The organism is Paraburkholderia sp. J69-1 (assembly GCF_905220255.1).
Classification (GTDB): Bacteria; Pseudomonadota; Gammaproteobacteria; order Burkholderiales; family Burkholderiaceae; genus Paraburkholderia.
The window spans coordinates 1-13,182 of the sequence record NZ_CAJMZG010000014.1 but is presented as its reverse complement, the minus strand read 5'-3'; the positions used below and the strand labels follow the sequence as shown (position 1 = coordinate 13,182).

Sequence of the window (13,182 nt, the reverse complement as noted above, 5' to 3'; positions counted from 1 at the left end):
TTCTCTTTCAGCCGGGGCGTTGCGGTGTCTCGTCTTAAGCGGGACGCGTGGCATTTTGTGCGCGCACAATCTCCACCAACCGCTGCGCCGCTGCCGAAAGATACCCATCATTCCGGTGCACGACACCAAATTCCCGCGTCATCGTCGTAGCGGGATTGGGCAGTTCCACCAAAGCAGGCGTAAACCGCCCAGCCTCCAGATTCCGCCGCGAAATAAAGCTCAACAACCCAGTCTCGGCAATCAACCTCGGCACAGCCGCAATCGAACTGGTCATCACCGCAGCCTTGGGCGCGGGCAGCCCATGAGCCGCAAACACGCCCTCGAGCCACTGCCTGGTTGCCACCGACTGCGCAGGCAGCACCCACCCGCAAGCGGCCATCGCTTCCAGCGACGCTTTCTTGCCGGCCAGCGGATGCGAAGCACTCGCCGCCACCACCACGTCGTCGGCGAGAATTGGAATCTGCACTAACGCCTCGTCATGCGCCCCAAGCGGCCCAATGACCACATCCAGCAGCCGCTTGCGCAACGCCTCCTGCAGCACATCGTTCATGCCGATCTGCAACTCCACCACAACAGCCGGCGCCTCCTCGTGCAACACGCGGCAGGCCGTCGGCATGATGAATTCGGCGATCGTTGCGGCCGCACCCACTTTCACCAGCCCCGACAACCCCGCGCCCAGCGAAGCAATCTCGCGCTGCGTTTCATCGAGCGTGCGTTCGACCAGCCGCACGCGTTCCTGCAACAGCCGCCCCGCATCGGTCAGACGAATCCCGCGCCCGCTGCGCTCGAACAGCGCCGCTCCGTAAGTCTCCTCAAGCCGGTCGATACATTTCGACAAAGCCGGCTGCGTCACATGCAAGGCCTCCGCGGCCCGCCCCAGATGCCCCAACTCCGCGACCTTCGCGAAATACATCAAATCGCGCACCTGCAGGTTCATGACCATGTCGAATCCATAGCTAACAGGAATGGAAAGATGAAAAAACGAAAATAGACATTATGAGTCGCGGTGTCAACAATGACGACAGGCAGCACCACGCCATCGAGATCAACAAGGAGACACCCAGCATGGCCTTTCGCATCCTCGTCACCGCGCCGCGCCTCGCACCTGCTGGCCAGCGCGTGCTGGCGGCCGCGCAGTGCGAGACCGTCTATATCGACGACGCCCAGAACGCCGCACAGGTCGCGCACATTCTCGCGACGCAGCCGATCGACGCGGTCATTTCGCGCACCGTCGATCTGTCCGGCGCGGCCATCGCGGCCTGCCCAACGCTGCGTGTGATCTGCAAACACGGCGTAGGCGTGACCAATATCGATGTCGATGCCGCCACGCAGCGCGGCATTCCCGTGTTCACGACGCCCGGCACCAATACGCATTCGGTCGCCGAACTGGCGATCGGCTTGATGCTGGCCGCCGCGCGCAAGCTCAACTTCTACGACAGCGAGCTGCGCGCGGGCCGCTGGACCCGCACGGGCGATGGCCGTCAGTTGCATGGCCGCACGCTCGGTCTGGTCGGCTATGGGCAGATCGGCAAGCGCGTGGCGGCGATTGCGCACGCGCTCGGCATGAATGTGCGCGCGTTCGACCCTGTCGCGAAGCCGGCCGATGCGCAGCCCTTCGTCACGCTCGAACGCTCGCTGAACGATCTGCTCGCCCATGCCGATGTGCTGAGCCTGCATTGCCCCGTGAACACACACACGCGCAATCTGCTCGATGCGCAGGCCATCGCGCGTTTGCCCGATGGCGCGATCGTCATCAACACGGCGCGTGGCGAACTCATCGACGAAAGCGCGCTCGTGGATGCGCTGCGCAGCGGCAAGCTCGCGGCTGCCGGTCTCGACACCTTCCGCAACGAGCCGCTGCCCGCTGGCGATCCACTCGCCGCGCTGCCCAATGTGGTGCTCACGCCGCACGTGGGCGGCTCGACGCCGGATGCGCTCGACGCCGTAGCGGTGTCGGCAGCCGAAACCTGTCTGCGCTACCTACGCGGCGAGCCGCTCGACGCCGCCGCCTGCGTGAACCCCGCCGCCCTCACTCTTTCTCACGCTGATTCAAAGGTCATCGCATGAACGCACTTCAGGATCGGGCCGGCTGGCCCGCAGGTTTCTTCGTCGGCCAACGCACGCAACTGCCGAGCGCGGCGCAGATCGAGGCGTTCCGCAGCGTGCCGGTCGCGCACGCGGGCGATTGCATGGGCCGCAGCACCGGCGCCTACGGGCTCAACGCCTATCACCACTCGATCTCGCTGACGATGTGCGGCCCGGCCATCACGGTGCGTGTGCGTCCCGGCGACAACATGATGATTCACAAGGCGATCGAACTGGCGCAGCCCGGCGATGTGATCGTCGTCGATGGCGGCGGCGACCTGACCCAGGCGCTGATTGGCGGGCTGATGCGCACCTCGGCGCTCACGAAAAAGATTGGCGGCTTTGTGATCGACGGCGCGATCCGCGATCTGGCCGAGTGGGCCGAAGGCGGCATTCCCGTCTACGCGCGCGGCCATACGTTTCGCGGCCCGAGCAAGGAAGGCCCCGGCGAAGTGAATGTGCCGATCGCCTGTGCGGGCATGATCGTGAATCCCGGCGATCTGATTCTGGGCGACGCCGATGGCGTGATCGCCGTGCCAGTCGATCGGCTCGATACGCTGCTGCCGCTGGTGCGCGCGCATGCGGACAAGGAAGACACGATCCGCGCGACCAATGCATCGGGGACGGCCGACCCGGAGCGCTTCAACGCGCTGCTGCGCAAGAAAGGCTGCCCGGTTTAGGCGCGATCGCAGTTAAGGCATCCTTAAAAACAAAACAGGAGACAAGGCTATGCAATCGAGCACCCCAGCCGCGCTCGCGCATGAATCGGGCGCATCGTCCGATCCGGGCGACGTTCGCCGCGCCGCCGCGCAGGCGGCTCAACTGGCGCCCGAGGTCCACGCGCGCCAGATTTCGGCGCGGCTCGACCGCCTGCCGCCCAGCGCGCCCGTGTGGCTTTTGATCGGCGCGCTCGCGCTGGGCGGCTGGTTCGAGATCTACGACATGTTCCTCACGGCCTATATCGGCCCGGGGCTCGTCAAGGCCGGTATTTTCAGCAAGACGACGGCCTCGATATTCGATCTCGGCGGTCTGGGGGCGTTCGTCGCGGCGCTGTTTCTCGGGCTTTTTATCGGCACGATTGGCGTGGCGTTTATCGCGGACCGCATGGGCCGCCGGCGCGTGTTTGTCGGCGCGCTGCTGTGCTACACGTTCGCCGCCGTGATGATGTCGCTGCAAAGCGAGCCGGGCTGGGTAGTGTTCTGGCGCGTGGTCGCGGGCATTGGCGTGGGCGCGGAACTGGTGACCATCGACGCCTACGTCTCGGAGTTCGTGCCCGCGCGTCTGCGCGGCCGTGCCTTCGCTTTCGTGCAGGCGATCCAGTACACCTCGATTCCGACCATCGCGTTTCTCTCGTGGCAACTCGTGCCGATCGCGCCGTTCGGTCAGGACGGCTGGCGCTGGGTCGTGTGGATCGGCTGCTCGGGCGCGGTGTTCGTCTGGTTGATCCGCCTGGGTTTGCCGGAAAGCCCGCGCTGGCTGATCCAGCACGGCCGCACCGCGGAAGCCGAGGCGATTGTCGCGCGCCTGGAGCGTCGTATCGAGCGCGCAACGGGCAAACCGCTGCCTGCTGCAAAAATCGAGAATGTTGCGCCCCCAACGTCATCGTCAACGCCCGCCGTCACCAGCGACGATAGCCCCTGGAGCGCACGTTACCGCCGCCGCACGATCATGCTGCTGGTGTTCAACTTCTTCCAGTCGATTGGCTATTACGGGTTCGCAAGCTGGGTGCCCACGCTGCTGGCCGAAAAAGGCGTCACGCTCACGCACAGCCTCTGGTACTCGTTCCTGATCGCAATTGCGAGCCCGCTTGGGCCTTTGCTCTCGATGCTGATCGCCGATCGCGTCGAGCGTAAATGGCTGATTGTCGGCGCCGCGGCGGCGATGGCGGTGCTCGGCGTGATCTTCGCGCAGCAGCGCGCGCCGATGCTGCTCGTCGCCATGGGTCTGCTGATGACGCTGGCGGGCAACTGCATGACGTTCTCGTACCGCACGTATCAGGCCGAACTGTTTCCGACCCGCATGCGGGCACGCGCGATCGGCCTTGTGTATTCGGCGAGCCGGATCAGCGCGATGCTTTCGGGTTTCATGATTGGATTTTTCCTGCGCCATCTGGGCGTGCCGGGCGTGTTCGCGCTGATCGCCGGTTCCATGTTCGTCGTAGTCCTGACGATTGGACTCTTCGGCCCGCGTTCACGGGGTCTCAGTCTCGAACAGATTTCGGGTTGATAGCGGCCTGAATTCAGGCCTTGTTTTCAGGCCTCGAATTCAGGTTCGCTTCGCCTCGCTTGAGGGCACTACATGTTCTATCTCGATCAACCGCCGCGCGTGATTGAAACGCGGGTTTTCTCCTCGATGCCGGAGCGCTTTCGTCAGACCGGCGTCGGCTCCGCCTGGGCCAATGCCAACAAGTCAGGCCAGAGCGTCGACAGCTTTCTCGAAGGCCCGGCGTTCGATGCGCAAGGCCGTTTGTATGTCGTCGATATTCCCTTCGGGCGCATTTTTCGCATCGACCGCGAAGGCGAATGGACGCTCGTTGCGCAATACGACGGCGAGCCCAATGGCCTGAAGTTTCACCCGGACGGCCGCATTCTGATCGCGGATTATCGCAACGGCATCCTGCAGCTCGATGCGCAAAGCGGCCGCGTAGAACCCCTGCTAACCTCGCGCAACGGCGAATCGTTCAAGGGCTGCAACGACCTGGCGATTGCGGCAAACGGCGATATCTATTTCACCGATCAGGGCCAAACCGGTTTGCAGGACCCATCGGGCCGCGTTTATCGTCTGCGTCCCGACGGCCGCCTCGACTGTCTGATTTCGAATGGCGTGAGCCCGAACGGTCTCGTGCTCGATCCGTCCGGCCGCGTGCTGTTCGTGGCGATGACACGCGATAACGCAGTCTGGCGCGTGCCCTTGCTCGATAGCGGCGGCACCGCAAAAGTAGGGCGTTTCTGCACGCTATTCGGCACCAGCGGCCCCGACGGCCTCGCGATGGACGAAGCCGGCAATCTCTATGTCGCGCATGCTTCGCTGGGCCATGTGTTCGTCTTCGCGCCCAACGGCGCGTGCATTGCGCGCGTGAAATCGTGCGCGGGCGAGACGGTGACGAATCTTGCCTTTGGCGGGCCGCAACGCCGCCAGATCTTCATCACCGAATCGAACAGCGGCAAGGTGCTGGTCGCCGATGTCGGGCAGCCCGGCATCGCCTTGCCTCGTCTGCTTTAAAGCGAGCGCGCCATGACGGCAGCCTTTAGCCTGAGCGACTATCCGCTCGCGAATCATTCCGCGCCGCGCACGGGCACGTCGCCGTCCATTCCGCGGCGTCTTGCGCGCGTGCTGTCGCTCGCCGATTTCGAAGCGGCGGCGCGCCGCCACCTGCCGCGCCCGATCTTCGCTTACGTGAGTGGCGGTTGCGAAACCGATCGCTCGCTGCGCGACAATCGCGCCGCTTTCGAGGACTACGCCTGGGTGCCGCGCGTGCTGGTCGATACCTCGCGGCGCACGCTCGATACGACCTTATTCGGCCATCTCTACGCCGCGCCGTTCGGCATCGCGCCGATGGGTATCAGCGCGCTCTCGGCGTATCGCGGCGATCTGATTCAGGCGCAGGCTAGCGCGCTCGCCAATGTGCCGATGATCATGAGCGGTTCTTCGCTGATCCGCATGGAGGAGATTGCGGCCGCCAATCCGCAGGCGTGGTTCCAGATGTACGTGCCGGGCGAAGCCGACACGATTGAAGCGCTGTTGGATCGCGTGGCGCAGGCGGGCTTCGGCACGCTCGTGTTGACCGCCGACGTGCCGGTTTCCGGCAATCGCGAGAACAATCTGCGCGCGGGATTTTCGACGCCGCTGCGCCCTGGCCCGCGCCTGGCGTGGGATGGGCTGACGCATCCGCGCTGGTTGTTCGGCACCGCGCTGCGCACGCTCTGGCGCCACGGCATGCCGCATTTCGAAAATTCGCGCACTACGCGCGGCGCGCCGATCCTTTCGTCGAGCGTGCTGCGCGACTTCGGTGCGCGCGATCATCTGAGCTGGGAACATCTGCGGCTGATCCGGCGGCGCTGGCGCGGCAATCTCGTCGTGAAGGGCATTCTCGATCCCGACGATGCGCGGCGCGCACGCGAACTGGGCGCGGATGGCCTGATCGTCTCGAATCATGGCGGGCGGCAACTCGACGGCTCGATTGCGCCGTTGCGTGCCTTGCCTGCGGTGGTGAATGCCGTCGACGCCGCGTGCACGGTGATGATCGACAGTGGCTTTCGCCGCGGCGGCGATGTGCTGATGGCGATCGCGCTGGGGGCGCGCGCCGTGTTTATCGGCAGGCCGTTCAACTACGCGGGCGCGGTGGCGGGGCAGGCGGGCGTGCTGCATGCGTTGGCGATCGTCGCGGCGGAAATGCGCCGGAATATGGCCTTGCTGGGCGCGACGCGGCTCGATGCGCTGGGTGTGGAGAATCTGCGGCCGCGCACTTTACGCTAGGCCGCGACGGCACGGCAGCGTCACAAAAGATCGGCCCGCAATTCGCGCACGCCGCGCCCCAGACGCTGGCGTAGCAGCGTGCGCAGCGTCGCGCCATCGGCATAGCCGACTTCGGCCGCTATCGCTTCGATATCCAGACCGCTGCCGTGCAGCAGCGTCTGCGCGTGCTCCACGCGCAGATCCTGAAAGTACGCGAGCGGCGATTTACCGAGCACTTCTTGGCAGCGGCGCTGTAACGAACGCGGGCTGGTTGCGAGCGCATCCGCCGCATCCTGCAGCGAGAAGCCATTGCGCAACTGCTTGCGCGACCATTGCTCGAAACGCTGGATCAGCGGGTCGGCCTGCGCCAGATGATTCGGGATGATGTACGCCGCCTGCGAACTGCGAATATCCGCGAGCAGATAACGCGAAACGAGCGTCGCGAGTTCGGGGCTCGCCTGGCGGATCAGCCAGAGCGCAAGATCGAGATGACCCATGGCGGCGCCCGCCGTCACGCCGATATCGGTGGCGATCAGCATGCGCGTTTCGTCGAGTTTTACCTGCGGATAGCGCTGCCGGAACAGCGGCGCGAGCGACCAGGTGCTGGTGGCTTCGCGACCGTCGAGCAGACCGGCTTCGGCCAGCAAAAACGTGCCGATACACGAAGCGGCGATGCGTGCGCCCTGGGCGCGCCAGGCCAGCAACTGCGCCTTGGCGTCGGCGACATCGGCGCGGGCGAGGGCCGGAATCAGCAACTCCGCCGTGGTGGCGTTGAGCGCCGGCACGACGACCCAGTCGGGCTTGAGCGCGGGCGTGATGGGCTGCACGGGAATCGTCAAGCCGTGGCCCGAACGCACCCTTCTGCGCACGCCGACCACGGTGACATCGAAGCGCGGCGTGCCGCCAAACGCGCGCGCCGAAAGCCCATTGGCTGCGCGCAGCGCATCGAGCGTGACGGCAAGGCCCGTATCGAACAATCCTTCCAGCGCGAGTACACAGATTCTCATGGCGTAAATGACCGCAAAGTTGTCATTTACGACGATACCTCTTTGTCGGCCCGAACGCTACATTTCTTCCCGTTGCATGCCGCAACACCCATCAATGACGGAGAAAACTCATGAAAGTCTTTGCGATTGGCTCGATCACCAACCCGCCCTCGCCGGAACAGCAGCCGGAAGTCATGGCGAAGGAAGTACCGGCTACGTTGCAGCTGTATCTGGACGGCAAGATCGAGCAGTTCTGGTTTCGCCAGGATCGGCCGGGCGTGTTCTTCCTGATGAACGCGCAAAGCGTCGAGGAAGCGCGCGAGGCCGTTCAGCAATTGCCGCTGGCGGCGGGCGGTTTCATGACGTTCGAGATGACGCCGGTGGGGCCGCTGGCGCCGTTGGGACGTTTGATTCCGAAGTGAAGCAGCCGGCGTAGGGTGTGAGAGAAGCTGTAGGGCGCCAGAGTAAGTGCAACGGTGTATTCAAAATTATTGATTTGCGTGCGATGGCGCCATAGGTTGTCGCGCAGGCAGTCACAGTTCATGCGACTGGTCTGCTTGCGTGCCGAAGTTGTGGTATTGGGTGGGCGCGATTGGCTGGGTGCGACCCAAGAGGGACAATCGCGCGACGACCGTCGAGCGTTCGCTATCTAACGAGAATCGGTCGTTCAAGGAACAGCACAGATCCAGACCCTGTCGAGTCAACCCCGTTCTCCTTGCCTTAACTTTATATTTCTAATATATTGGAAATATGGAAGAGAAAGACATCATCCGCGCCCTTGCGGCGCTCGCCCACGATCTGCGCCTGCGTGTGTTCCGCATGCTTGTCGTGGCCGGCCCGGACGGCCTGACCCCCGGCACTATCGCGGCTCAGCTCGACGTGCCCAACGCGACGCTCTCCTTTCACCTGAAGGAGCTGATGCACGCTGGGCTGGTCTCGCAGGAGCGCGATGGACGAAGCCTAATCTATCGGGCGGCGTACGAACAGATGAATGCAGTCCTCGGATTTCTGACCGAAAACTGCTGCCAGGGGCAGGCCTGCTTCCCACCCGGCACCGATTCGTGCCAATGCTGACGGAGAAGATCCATGCAGCGGTTTCACGTCCATGTCCACGTTGACGACGTCGCGGCTAGTGTCGCTTTCTATGCGAAGCTGTTTTGCACAGAGCCAGCGCGCATTGAGAAGGATTACGCGAAATGGATGCTGGAAGATCCGCGCGTGAACTTTGCGATTTCGACGCGTGGCTCGCAGCCTGGTGTCGATCATCTGGGCTTTCAGGTGGATGACGCAAGCGAGCTGGCCGAACTCGCGCAGCGTGCACAGGAAGCGGACATGACGCTGCTCGACCAGGGCGAAACGACCTGCTGTTACGCGCGTAGCGACAAGCACTGGATCGTTGATCCGCAGGGAGTCGCATCGGAGCACTTTCACACACTCGATCGTGCATCGGTATATGGCGAAATCGTGAGTCAAGCGCTTCGTAGTCCAAATCGTCTACCTGCTGTGCGCCCCGTGGCAAGCCTGTGGCCATCCCTGTCAAAGCGACCGGTTCAGCCTGTTGCTGAGAGACCTTCATGACCGACAAGATCTATAGCGTCCTGTTCATCTGCACGGGCAACTCCGCTCGCTCTATCCTGGCCGAAGGCCTGATGAACCACTACGGGGCTGGCCGCTTCAAGGGCTATTCCGCGGGTAGTCATCCAACGGGCGAAGTCAATCCGTTTGCACTGCAGGCGCTCCAGAAGATCGGCATCGAAGCAGATGAATCCCGCAGCAAGAACTGGGATGAGTTTTCTGCGGATGGCGCTCCCGATCTGGATTTCGTGTTCACCGTCTGCGACAAGGCGGCAGGCGAAGTTTGCCCGGTCTGGCCCGGCCAGCCGGTCACGGCACATTGGGGTGTCGCCGATCCAGCTGCGGTCGAGGGCCCCGATGAGCAAAAGCAGCCGGCGATCCGCGATGCCGCCGTCACGCTCAAACGCCGCATCGAATTGTTTCTCTCACTGCCGCTCGCCAAACTCGATGCCGTGGCCCTGAAAAAGGCTGTCAGCGACATCGGCAAGCAATAAGGCCGCCACCATGACCACGAACGTACTCATCCTTTGCACGCACAACTCCGCGCGTAGCGTGCTCTCCGAAGGCATGCTGAACCACTGGGCAAAGAGGCTTGGCAAGGACGTACGCGCATACAGTGCCGGCAGCGCACCGAGCGGCCGCATCAATCCGTTCGCGCTCGAAGCGTTGACGAACGCAGGCGTCGAGACGGAGGGCTATCGCAGCAAAAGCTGGGATGAGTTTTCGCAGGACGGCGCGCCGCAAATGCGGATCGTCGTTACGGTCTGCGACAGCGCGGCCGCCGAACAATGCCCGTTCTGGCCAGGGAGCCCCGTCAAGGTTCACTGGGGCTACGCCGATCCGTCTAACGCGTCCGGTGGCGATGAAGGCAAGCGTCAGGCCTTCGAGCTGACCCGGCAGGCCATCGGCTACCGGATGCTGCAACTGCTTTTGCTGCCTTTGGACAGTCTCGACAATGCCGAGCTTCAGCATGCCCTCGACGGCATCCTGAAAAGCTGAACCCTCTTCATAGAGTTCTTCATGAACATCCCCAACATCGCCGCTGCCAACAAAAGTGCGTCTAAGCCGGCCATCAGTTTCTTCGAGCGCTACCTGACCGTCTGGGTTGCACTCTGCATCGTCGCAGGGATTCTGCTTGGCCAGGTGCTGCCTGGCGTCTTTCAGGCGATCGGCCGCATGGAGTACGCCCAGGTCAATCTGCCCGTTGGGCTGCTTATCTGGGTGATGATCATTCCGATGCTGGTAAAGGTCGATTTCGGCTCGTTGCACGAGGTACGCCAGCACATCAAGGGCATTGGCGTCACGCTCGTGGTCAACTGGCTCGTCAAGCCGTTCACGATGGCGTTTCTCGCGTGGCTCTTCATCAAGCACCTGTTCGCACCGATGCTGCCCGCCGCGCAACTCGACAGCTATGTGGCCGGACTGATCCTGCTGGCTGCCGCGCCGTGCACGGCGATGGTGTTCGTCTGGAGCCGCTTGACGGGCGGAGACCCGCTCTTCACGCTCTCGCAGGTCGCGCTCAATGACAGCATCATGGTGGTCGCGTTCGCGCCGCTCGTCGGACTGCTGCTCGGCATCTCGGCGATTACGGTGCCTTGGGCGACGCTGCTCACTTCGGTCGCGCTCTACATCATCATCCCCGTAATCCTCGCGCAGATCCTGCGCAAGGTGCTGCTGTCACGTGGCGAGGCCGCGTTCGAAGCGGCAATGGCAAAGATCGGCCCGTGGTCGATCACGGCGCTGCTCGCCACGCTGGTGCTCCTGTTCGCTTTCCAGGGCGAGGCCATCCTGAAGCAGCCGCTCGTGATTGTGCTGCTTGCGGTGCCGATCCTGATTCAGGTGTTTTTCAATTCGGCCCTTGCGTACTGGCTCAATCGCGCGGTCGGAGAGAAGCACAACATCGCCTGTCCGTCCGCGCTGATCGGCGCGTCGAACTTCTTCGAGCTGGCCGTCGCTACGGCAATCGGCCTGTTCGGCTTCAACTCGGGTGCAGCGCTCGCCACGGTCGTCGGCGTGCTGATCGAAGTCCCGGTCATGCTGCTCGTGGTGCGCATCGTCAACCGGTCTAGGAACTGGTACGAGTGCGCCTGAACGTAACGGAAACAATGCAATGAACGAAGTCACCATCTATCACAACCCTAACTGGCACCTCGCGCAACACCCTCGCGATGATCCGCAACGCGGGTATTGAACCCGTCGTCATCGAATACCTCAAGCACCCGCCGTCGCGCGAGAAGCTCGTGGAGCTGATCGCGCAATCGGGCATGAGCGTGCACGATGTGCTGCGCCAGAAAGGCACGCCCTATGCCGAACTGCATCTGGACAACCCGGCGTTGACCGACGACCAGTTGCTCGACGCGATGATGGCGCACCCCATTCTTATCAACCGTCCCTTTGTGGTGACGTCGATGGGCGCACGCCTGTGCCGTCCATCCGAAGTCGTGCTGGATATCCTGCCGGAATCTCAACGCGGCGCGTTCACGAAAGAGGACGGTGAAGTCGTTATCGATACGGAGGGCAAGCATGTCCGCTCCGGTAACTGATCTCATGAAGGACCTTCCACAGGTCGATGCGGCGCTGTTTCAAGTACCCGACATCCTGCGCCTTCAGGCGGCGAAAGCATCGGCGCATGCACCTCGAATCCTCCTGCTGTACGGTTCGCTGCGCGAGCGATCGTTCAGCCGCCTGCTGAGCGAAGAGGCAGCGCGCCTGCTCACGGTGATGGGGGCCGAAGTCCGTACCTTCAATCCGAGCGGTTTGCCGTTGCCAGACGACGCGCCCGACACGCATCCGAAGGTGGCTGAGCTGCGAGAACTGGTGCTGTGGTCCGAAGGCATGGTCTGGTGCTCGCCCGAGCGCCACGGCGCGATGACCGGCATCATGAAATCGCAGATCGACTGGATTCCGCTATCGGTGGGCGCGTTGCGCCCGACGCAGGGTAAGACGCTCGCGGCGATGCAGGTCAGTGGCGGATCCCAGTCGTTCAACGCGGTCAACCAGATGCGCGTGCTCGGGCGCTGGATGCGAATGCTGACCATCCCGAACCAGTCGTCGGTGGCCAAGGCATTCATGGAGTTCGATGAAGCCGGCCGAATGAAACCCTCGGCGTATTTCGATCGCGTCGTGGATGTGATGGAAGAGCTGGTGAAGTTCACCTTGCTGACGCGCGATATTGGTCCCTATCTGGTCGATCGTTACAGTGAACGGAAGGAGAGCGCCGAAGAATTGACGAGGCGCATGAATCAGACCGATATCTGACCTCTATGCGTTGCTGCGGACGCGCTGCAGAGGATGGGCAGATGACGACTCGCCGCCGTGGCCAGTCCGGGAAAGTTTTAAAAAGTTTCGTTGGCGAAGCGAAAGAAAAACCTAAGCAATATCTAAGCGGTGGATCGCTACAATGCGCGCCGATTTGCACTGTCCTGCAACAGGCATGCGAATTCCGACGAAAAAGGAATTATGTGGTCACCCATACGTTGTCCGTCTCAAAGATTCCAATCCACTCTTTGAATATCAGTAGTGCAAATCAATCAGCACGTTTGGAAGGCTGCATTGCTATCTGTTTACGATGCTCTTTCAGAATCGCTGCGGTTATTTTGACGCTAGTGATGGCTGGATGTATGCGCATACCAACTGACGCTGCATATATAAACGGTTCACGATTGACGACCGATCATGTATGCATAGACCTGAACACATCGGTCGCCGACGATCGATTCCTGTCAACCTTACAACTTGCATTGCAAGACCGCGGTGTAATCTCGGATATCTATAGTCCAGGTGCGGCTCCGGAAATCTGCGAAGTTCATCTTCTTTATAACGTCGTTGTCCAGTATAGGATTGCGCCGGGTGGTGGCGAACCCACCGCATATTGGTCGATCATCGATTTGGACACGTTGCGGTACGGCCGGATCGTCGCAACCGCTCATTACGATGCGTTACCTGTGAAGAACCGCTGGATTCAAACACGAATAGTGGCGCAGATGGTAGCGCGAATCATTACGTCGCAGTAGCTCGCAACTGAAAAGGCGAAGCATGCTGGTGAAAGACAGGTATCTGGCATCGATTGTCCCCTGATCTA

The 13,182-nt window shown here is 62.4% G+C and carries 14 protein-coding genes and 2 pseudogenes; 14 read left to right on the top strand and 2 right to left on the bottom strand.

Going from position 1 to position 13,182, the window contains the following annotated elements; translation table 11 throughout:
* Positions 1-34: 34 nt before the first annotated feature.
* Entirely contained in the window at positions 35-943 is a 909-nt protein-coding gene (locus U5A67_RS24250; RefSeq protein ID WP_321816438.1) for a LysR family transcriptional regulator, read from the bottom strand.
* A gap of 122 nt (positions 944-1,065) precedes the next feature.
* On the opposite strand from U5A67_RS24250, the gene U5A67_RS24245 reads away from it, so the two are divergent.
* From U5A67_RS24245 to U5A67_RS24225, 5 genes are all read left to right on the top strand, one after another.
* Positions 1,066-2,067 (top strand): hydroxyacid dehydrogenase, encoded by a 1,002-nt coding sequence (locus U5A67_RS24245; protein ID WP_321816439.1) that lies wholly within the window; start codon positions 1,066-1,068, stop codon positions 2,065-2,067.
* On the top strand, positions 2,064-2,765 hold the full coding sequence (locus U5A67_RS24240) for an RraA family protein (RefSeq protein ID WP_205980523.1): 702 nt from the start codon (positions 2,064-2,066) through the stop codon (positions 2,763-2,765). The genes U5A67_RS24245 and U5A67_RS24240 overlap by 4 nt, the downstream gene beginning before the upstream one ends.
* 49 nt (positions 2,766-2,814) lie before the next feature.
* Positions 2,815-4,311, top strand: a complete 1,497-nt coding sequence (locus tag U5A67_RS24235; protein ID WP_321816440.1) for an MFS transporter — start codon at positions 2,815-2,817, stop codon at positions 4,309-4,311.
* A 72-nt stretch (positions 4,312-4,383) separates the two neighbouring features.
* Entirely contained in the window at positions 4,384-5,307 is a 924-nt protein-coding gene (locus U5A67_RS24230; RefSeq protein ID WP_321816441.1) for an SMP-30/gluconolactonase/LRE family protein, read from the top strand.
* Positions 5,308-5,319: 12 nt separating this feature from the next.
* The gene (locus U5A67_RS24225) at positions 5,320-6,561 is read left to right on the top strand and encodes an alpha-hydroxy acid oxidase (protein WP_321816442.1); all 1,242 of its coding nucleotides are present in this window, start codon (positions 5,320-5,322) and stop codon (positions 6,559-6,561) included.
* Between the two features lie 20 nt (positions 6,562-6,581).
* Here the strand turns inward: U5A67_RS24225 and U5A67_RS24220 are convergent, their stop codons facing one another.
* The gene (locus U5A67_RS24220; RefSeq protein WP_321816443.1) at positions 6,582-7,547 is read right to left on the bottom strand and encodes a GlxA family transcriptional regulator; all 966 of its coding nucleotides are present in this window, start codon (positions 7,545-7,547) and stop codon (positions 6,582-6,584) included.
* Between the two features lie 110 nt (positions 7,548-7,657).
* Here U5A67_RS24220 and U5A67_RS24215 point away from each other — a divergent pair, with 110 nt between their 5' ends.
* From U5A67_RS24215 to U5A67_RS24175, 9 genes and pseudogenes are all read left to right on the top strand, one after another.
* Positions 7,658-7,948 (top strand): muconolactone Delta-isomerase family protein, encoded by a 291-nt coding sequence (locus tag U5A67_RS24215; protein WP_205980528.1) that lies wholly within the window; start codon positions 7,658-7,660, stop codon positions 7,946-7,948.
* A 328-nt stretch (positions 7,949-8,276) separates the two neighbouring features.
* A complete protein-coding gene (locus tag U5A67_RS24210) occupies positions 8,277-8,600 on the top strand; it encodes a metalloregulator ArsR/SmtB family transcription factor (RefSeq protein WP_321816444.1) in 324 nt (107 codons plus the stop codon).
* A gap of 12 nt (positions 8,601-8,612) precedes the next feature.
* Positions 8,613-9,091, top strand: a pseudogene (locus tag U5A67_RS24205) (ArsI/CadI family heavy metal resistance metalloenzyme).
* Positions 9,092-9,100: 9 nt separating this feature from the next.
* The gene (locus U5A67_RS24200; RefSeq protein ID WP_321816446.1) at positions 9,101-9,595 is read left to right on the top strand and encodes an arsenate reductase ArsC; all 495 of its coding nucleotides are present in this window, start codon (positions 9,101-9,103) and stop codon (positions 9,593-9,595) included.
* Positions 9,596-9,605: 10 nt separating this feature from the next.
* A complete protein-coding gene (locus U5A67_RS24195; protein WP_321816447.1) occupies positions 9,606-10,100 on the top strand; it encodes an arsenate reductase ArsC in 495 nt (164 codons plus the stop codon).
* A 21-nt stretch (positions 10,101-10,121) separates the two neighbouring features.
* Positions 10,122-11,192, top strand: a complete 1,071-nt coding sequence (gene arsB, locus U5A67_RS24190; RefSeq protein ID WP_321816448.1) for an ACR3 family arsenite efflux transporter — start codon at positions 10,122-10,124, stop codon at positions 11,190-11,192.
* Between the two features lie 19 nt (positions 11,193-11,211).
* Positions 11,212-11,644: pseudogene (gene arsC, locus U5A67_RS24185) on the top strand (arsenate reductase (glutaredoxin)).
* Positions 11,625-12,359, top strand: coding sequence for an arsenical resistance protein ArsH (gene arsH, locus U5A67_RS24180; RefSeq protein WP_321816449.1), 735 nt, complete (start codon positions 11,625-11,627; stop codon positions 12,357-12,359). The pseudogene arsC and the gene arsH overlap by 20 nt, the downstream one beginning before the upstream one ends.
* Positions 12,360-12,400: 41 nt before the next feature.
* On the top strand, positions 12,401-13,114 hold the full coding sequence (locus U5A67_RS24175) for a hypothetical protein (protein ID WP_321816450.1): 714 nt from the start codon (positions 12,401-12,403) through the stop codon (positions 13,112-13,114).
* Positions 13,115-13,182 lie beyond the last annotated feature (68 nt).

Bases quoted from the DNA above. Each gene is read 5' to 3' on its own strand.
- U5A67_RS24250 (WP_321816438.1), bottom strand. From the start codon at position 943: ATGGTCATGAACCTGCAGGTGCGCGATTTGATGTATTTCGCGAAGGTC.
- U5A67_RS24245 (WP_321816439.1), top strand. From the start codon at position 1,066: ATGGCCTTTCGCATCCTCGTCACCGCGCCGCGCCTCGCACCTGCTGGC.
- U5A67_RS24240 (WP_205980523.1), top strand. From the start codon at position 2,064: ATGAACGCACTTCAGGATCGGGCCGGCTGGCCCGCAGGTTTCTTCGTC.
- U5A67_RS24235 (WP_321816440.1), top strand. From the start codon at position 2,815: ATGCAATCGAGCACCCCAGCCGCGCTCGCGCATGAATCGGGCGCATCG.
- U5A67_RS24230 (WP_321816441.1), top strand. From the start codon at position 4,384: ATGTTCTATCTCGATCAACCGCCGCGCGTGATTGAAACGCGGGTTTTC.
- U5A67_RS24225 (WP_321816442.1), top strand. From the start codon at position 5,320: ATGACGGCAGCCTTTAGCCTGAGCGACTATCCGCTCGCGAATCATTCC.
- U5A67_RS24220 (WP_321816443.1), bottom strand. From the start codon at position 7,547: ATGAGAATCTGTGTACTCGCGCTGGAAGGATTGTTCGATACGGGCCTT.
- U5A67_RS24215 (WP_205980528.1), top strand. From the start codon at position 7,658: ATGAAAGTCTTTGCGATTGGCTCGATCACCAACCCGCCCTCGCCGGAA.
- U5A67_RS24210 (WP_321816444.1), top strand. From the start codon at position 8,277: ATGGAAGAGAAAGACATCATCCGCGCCCTTGCGGCGCTCGCCCACGAT.
- U5A67_RS24200 (WP_321816446.1), top strand. From the start codon at position 9,101: ATGACCGACAAGATCTATAGCGTCCTGTTCATCTGCACGGGCAACTCC.
- U5A67_RS24195 (WP_321816447.1), top strand. From the start codon at position 9,606: ATGACCACGAACGTACTCATCCTTTGCACGCACAACTCCGCGCGTAGC.
- arsB (WP_321816448.1), top strand. From the start codon at position 10,122: ATGAACATCCCCAACATCGCCGCTGCCAACAAAAGTGCGTCTAAGCCG.
- arsH (WP_321816449.1), top strand. From the start codon at position 11,625: ATGTCCGCTCCGGTAACTGATCTCATGAAGGACCTTCCACAGGTCGAT.
- U5A67_RS24175 (WP_321816450.1), top strand. From the start codon at position 12,401: ATGACGACTCGCCGCCGTGGCCAGTCCGGGAAAGTTTTAAAAAGTTTC.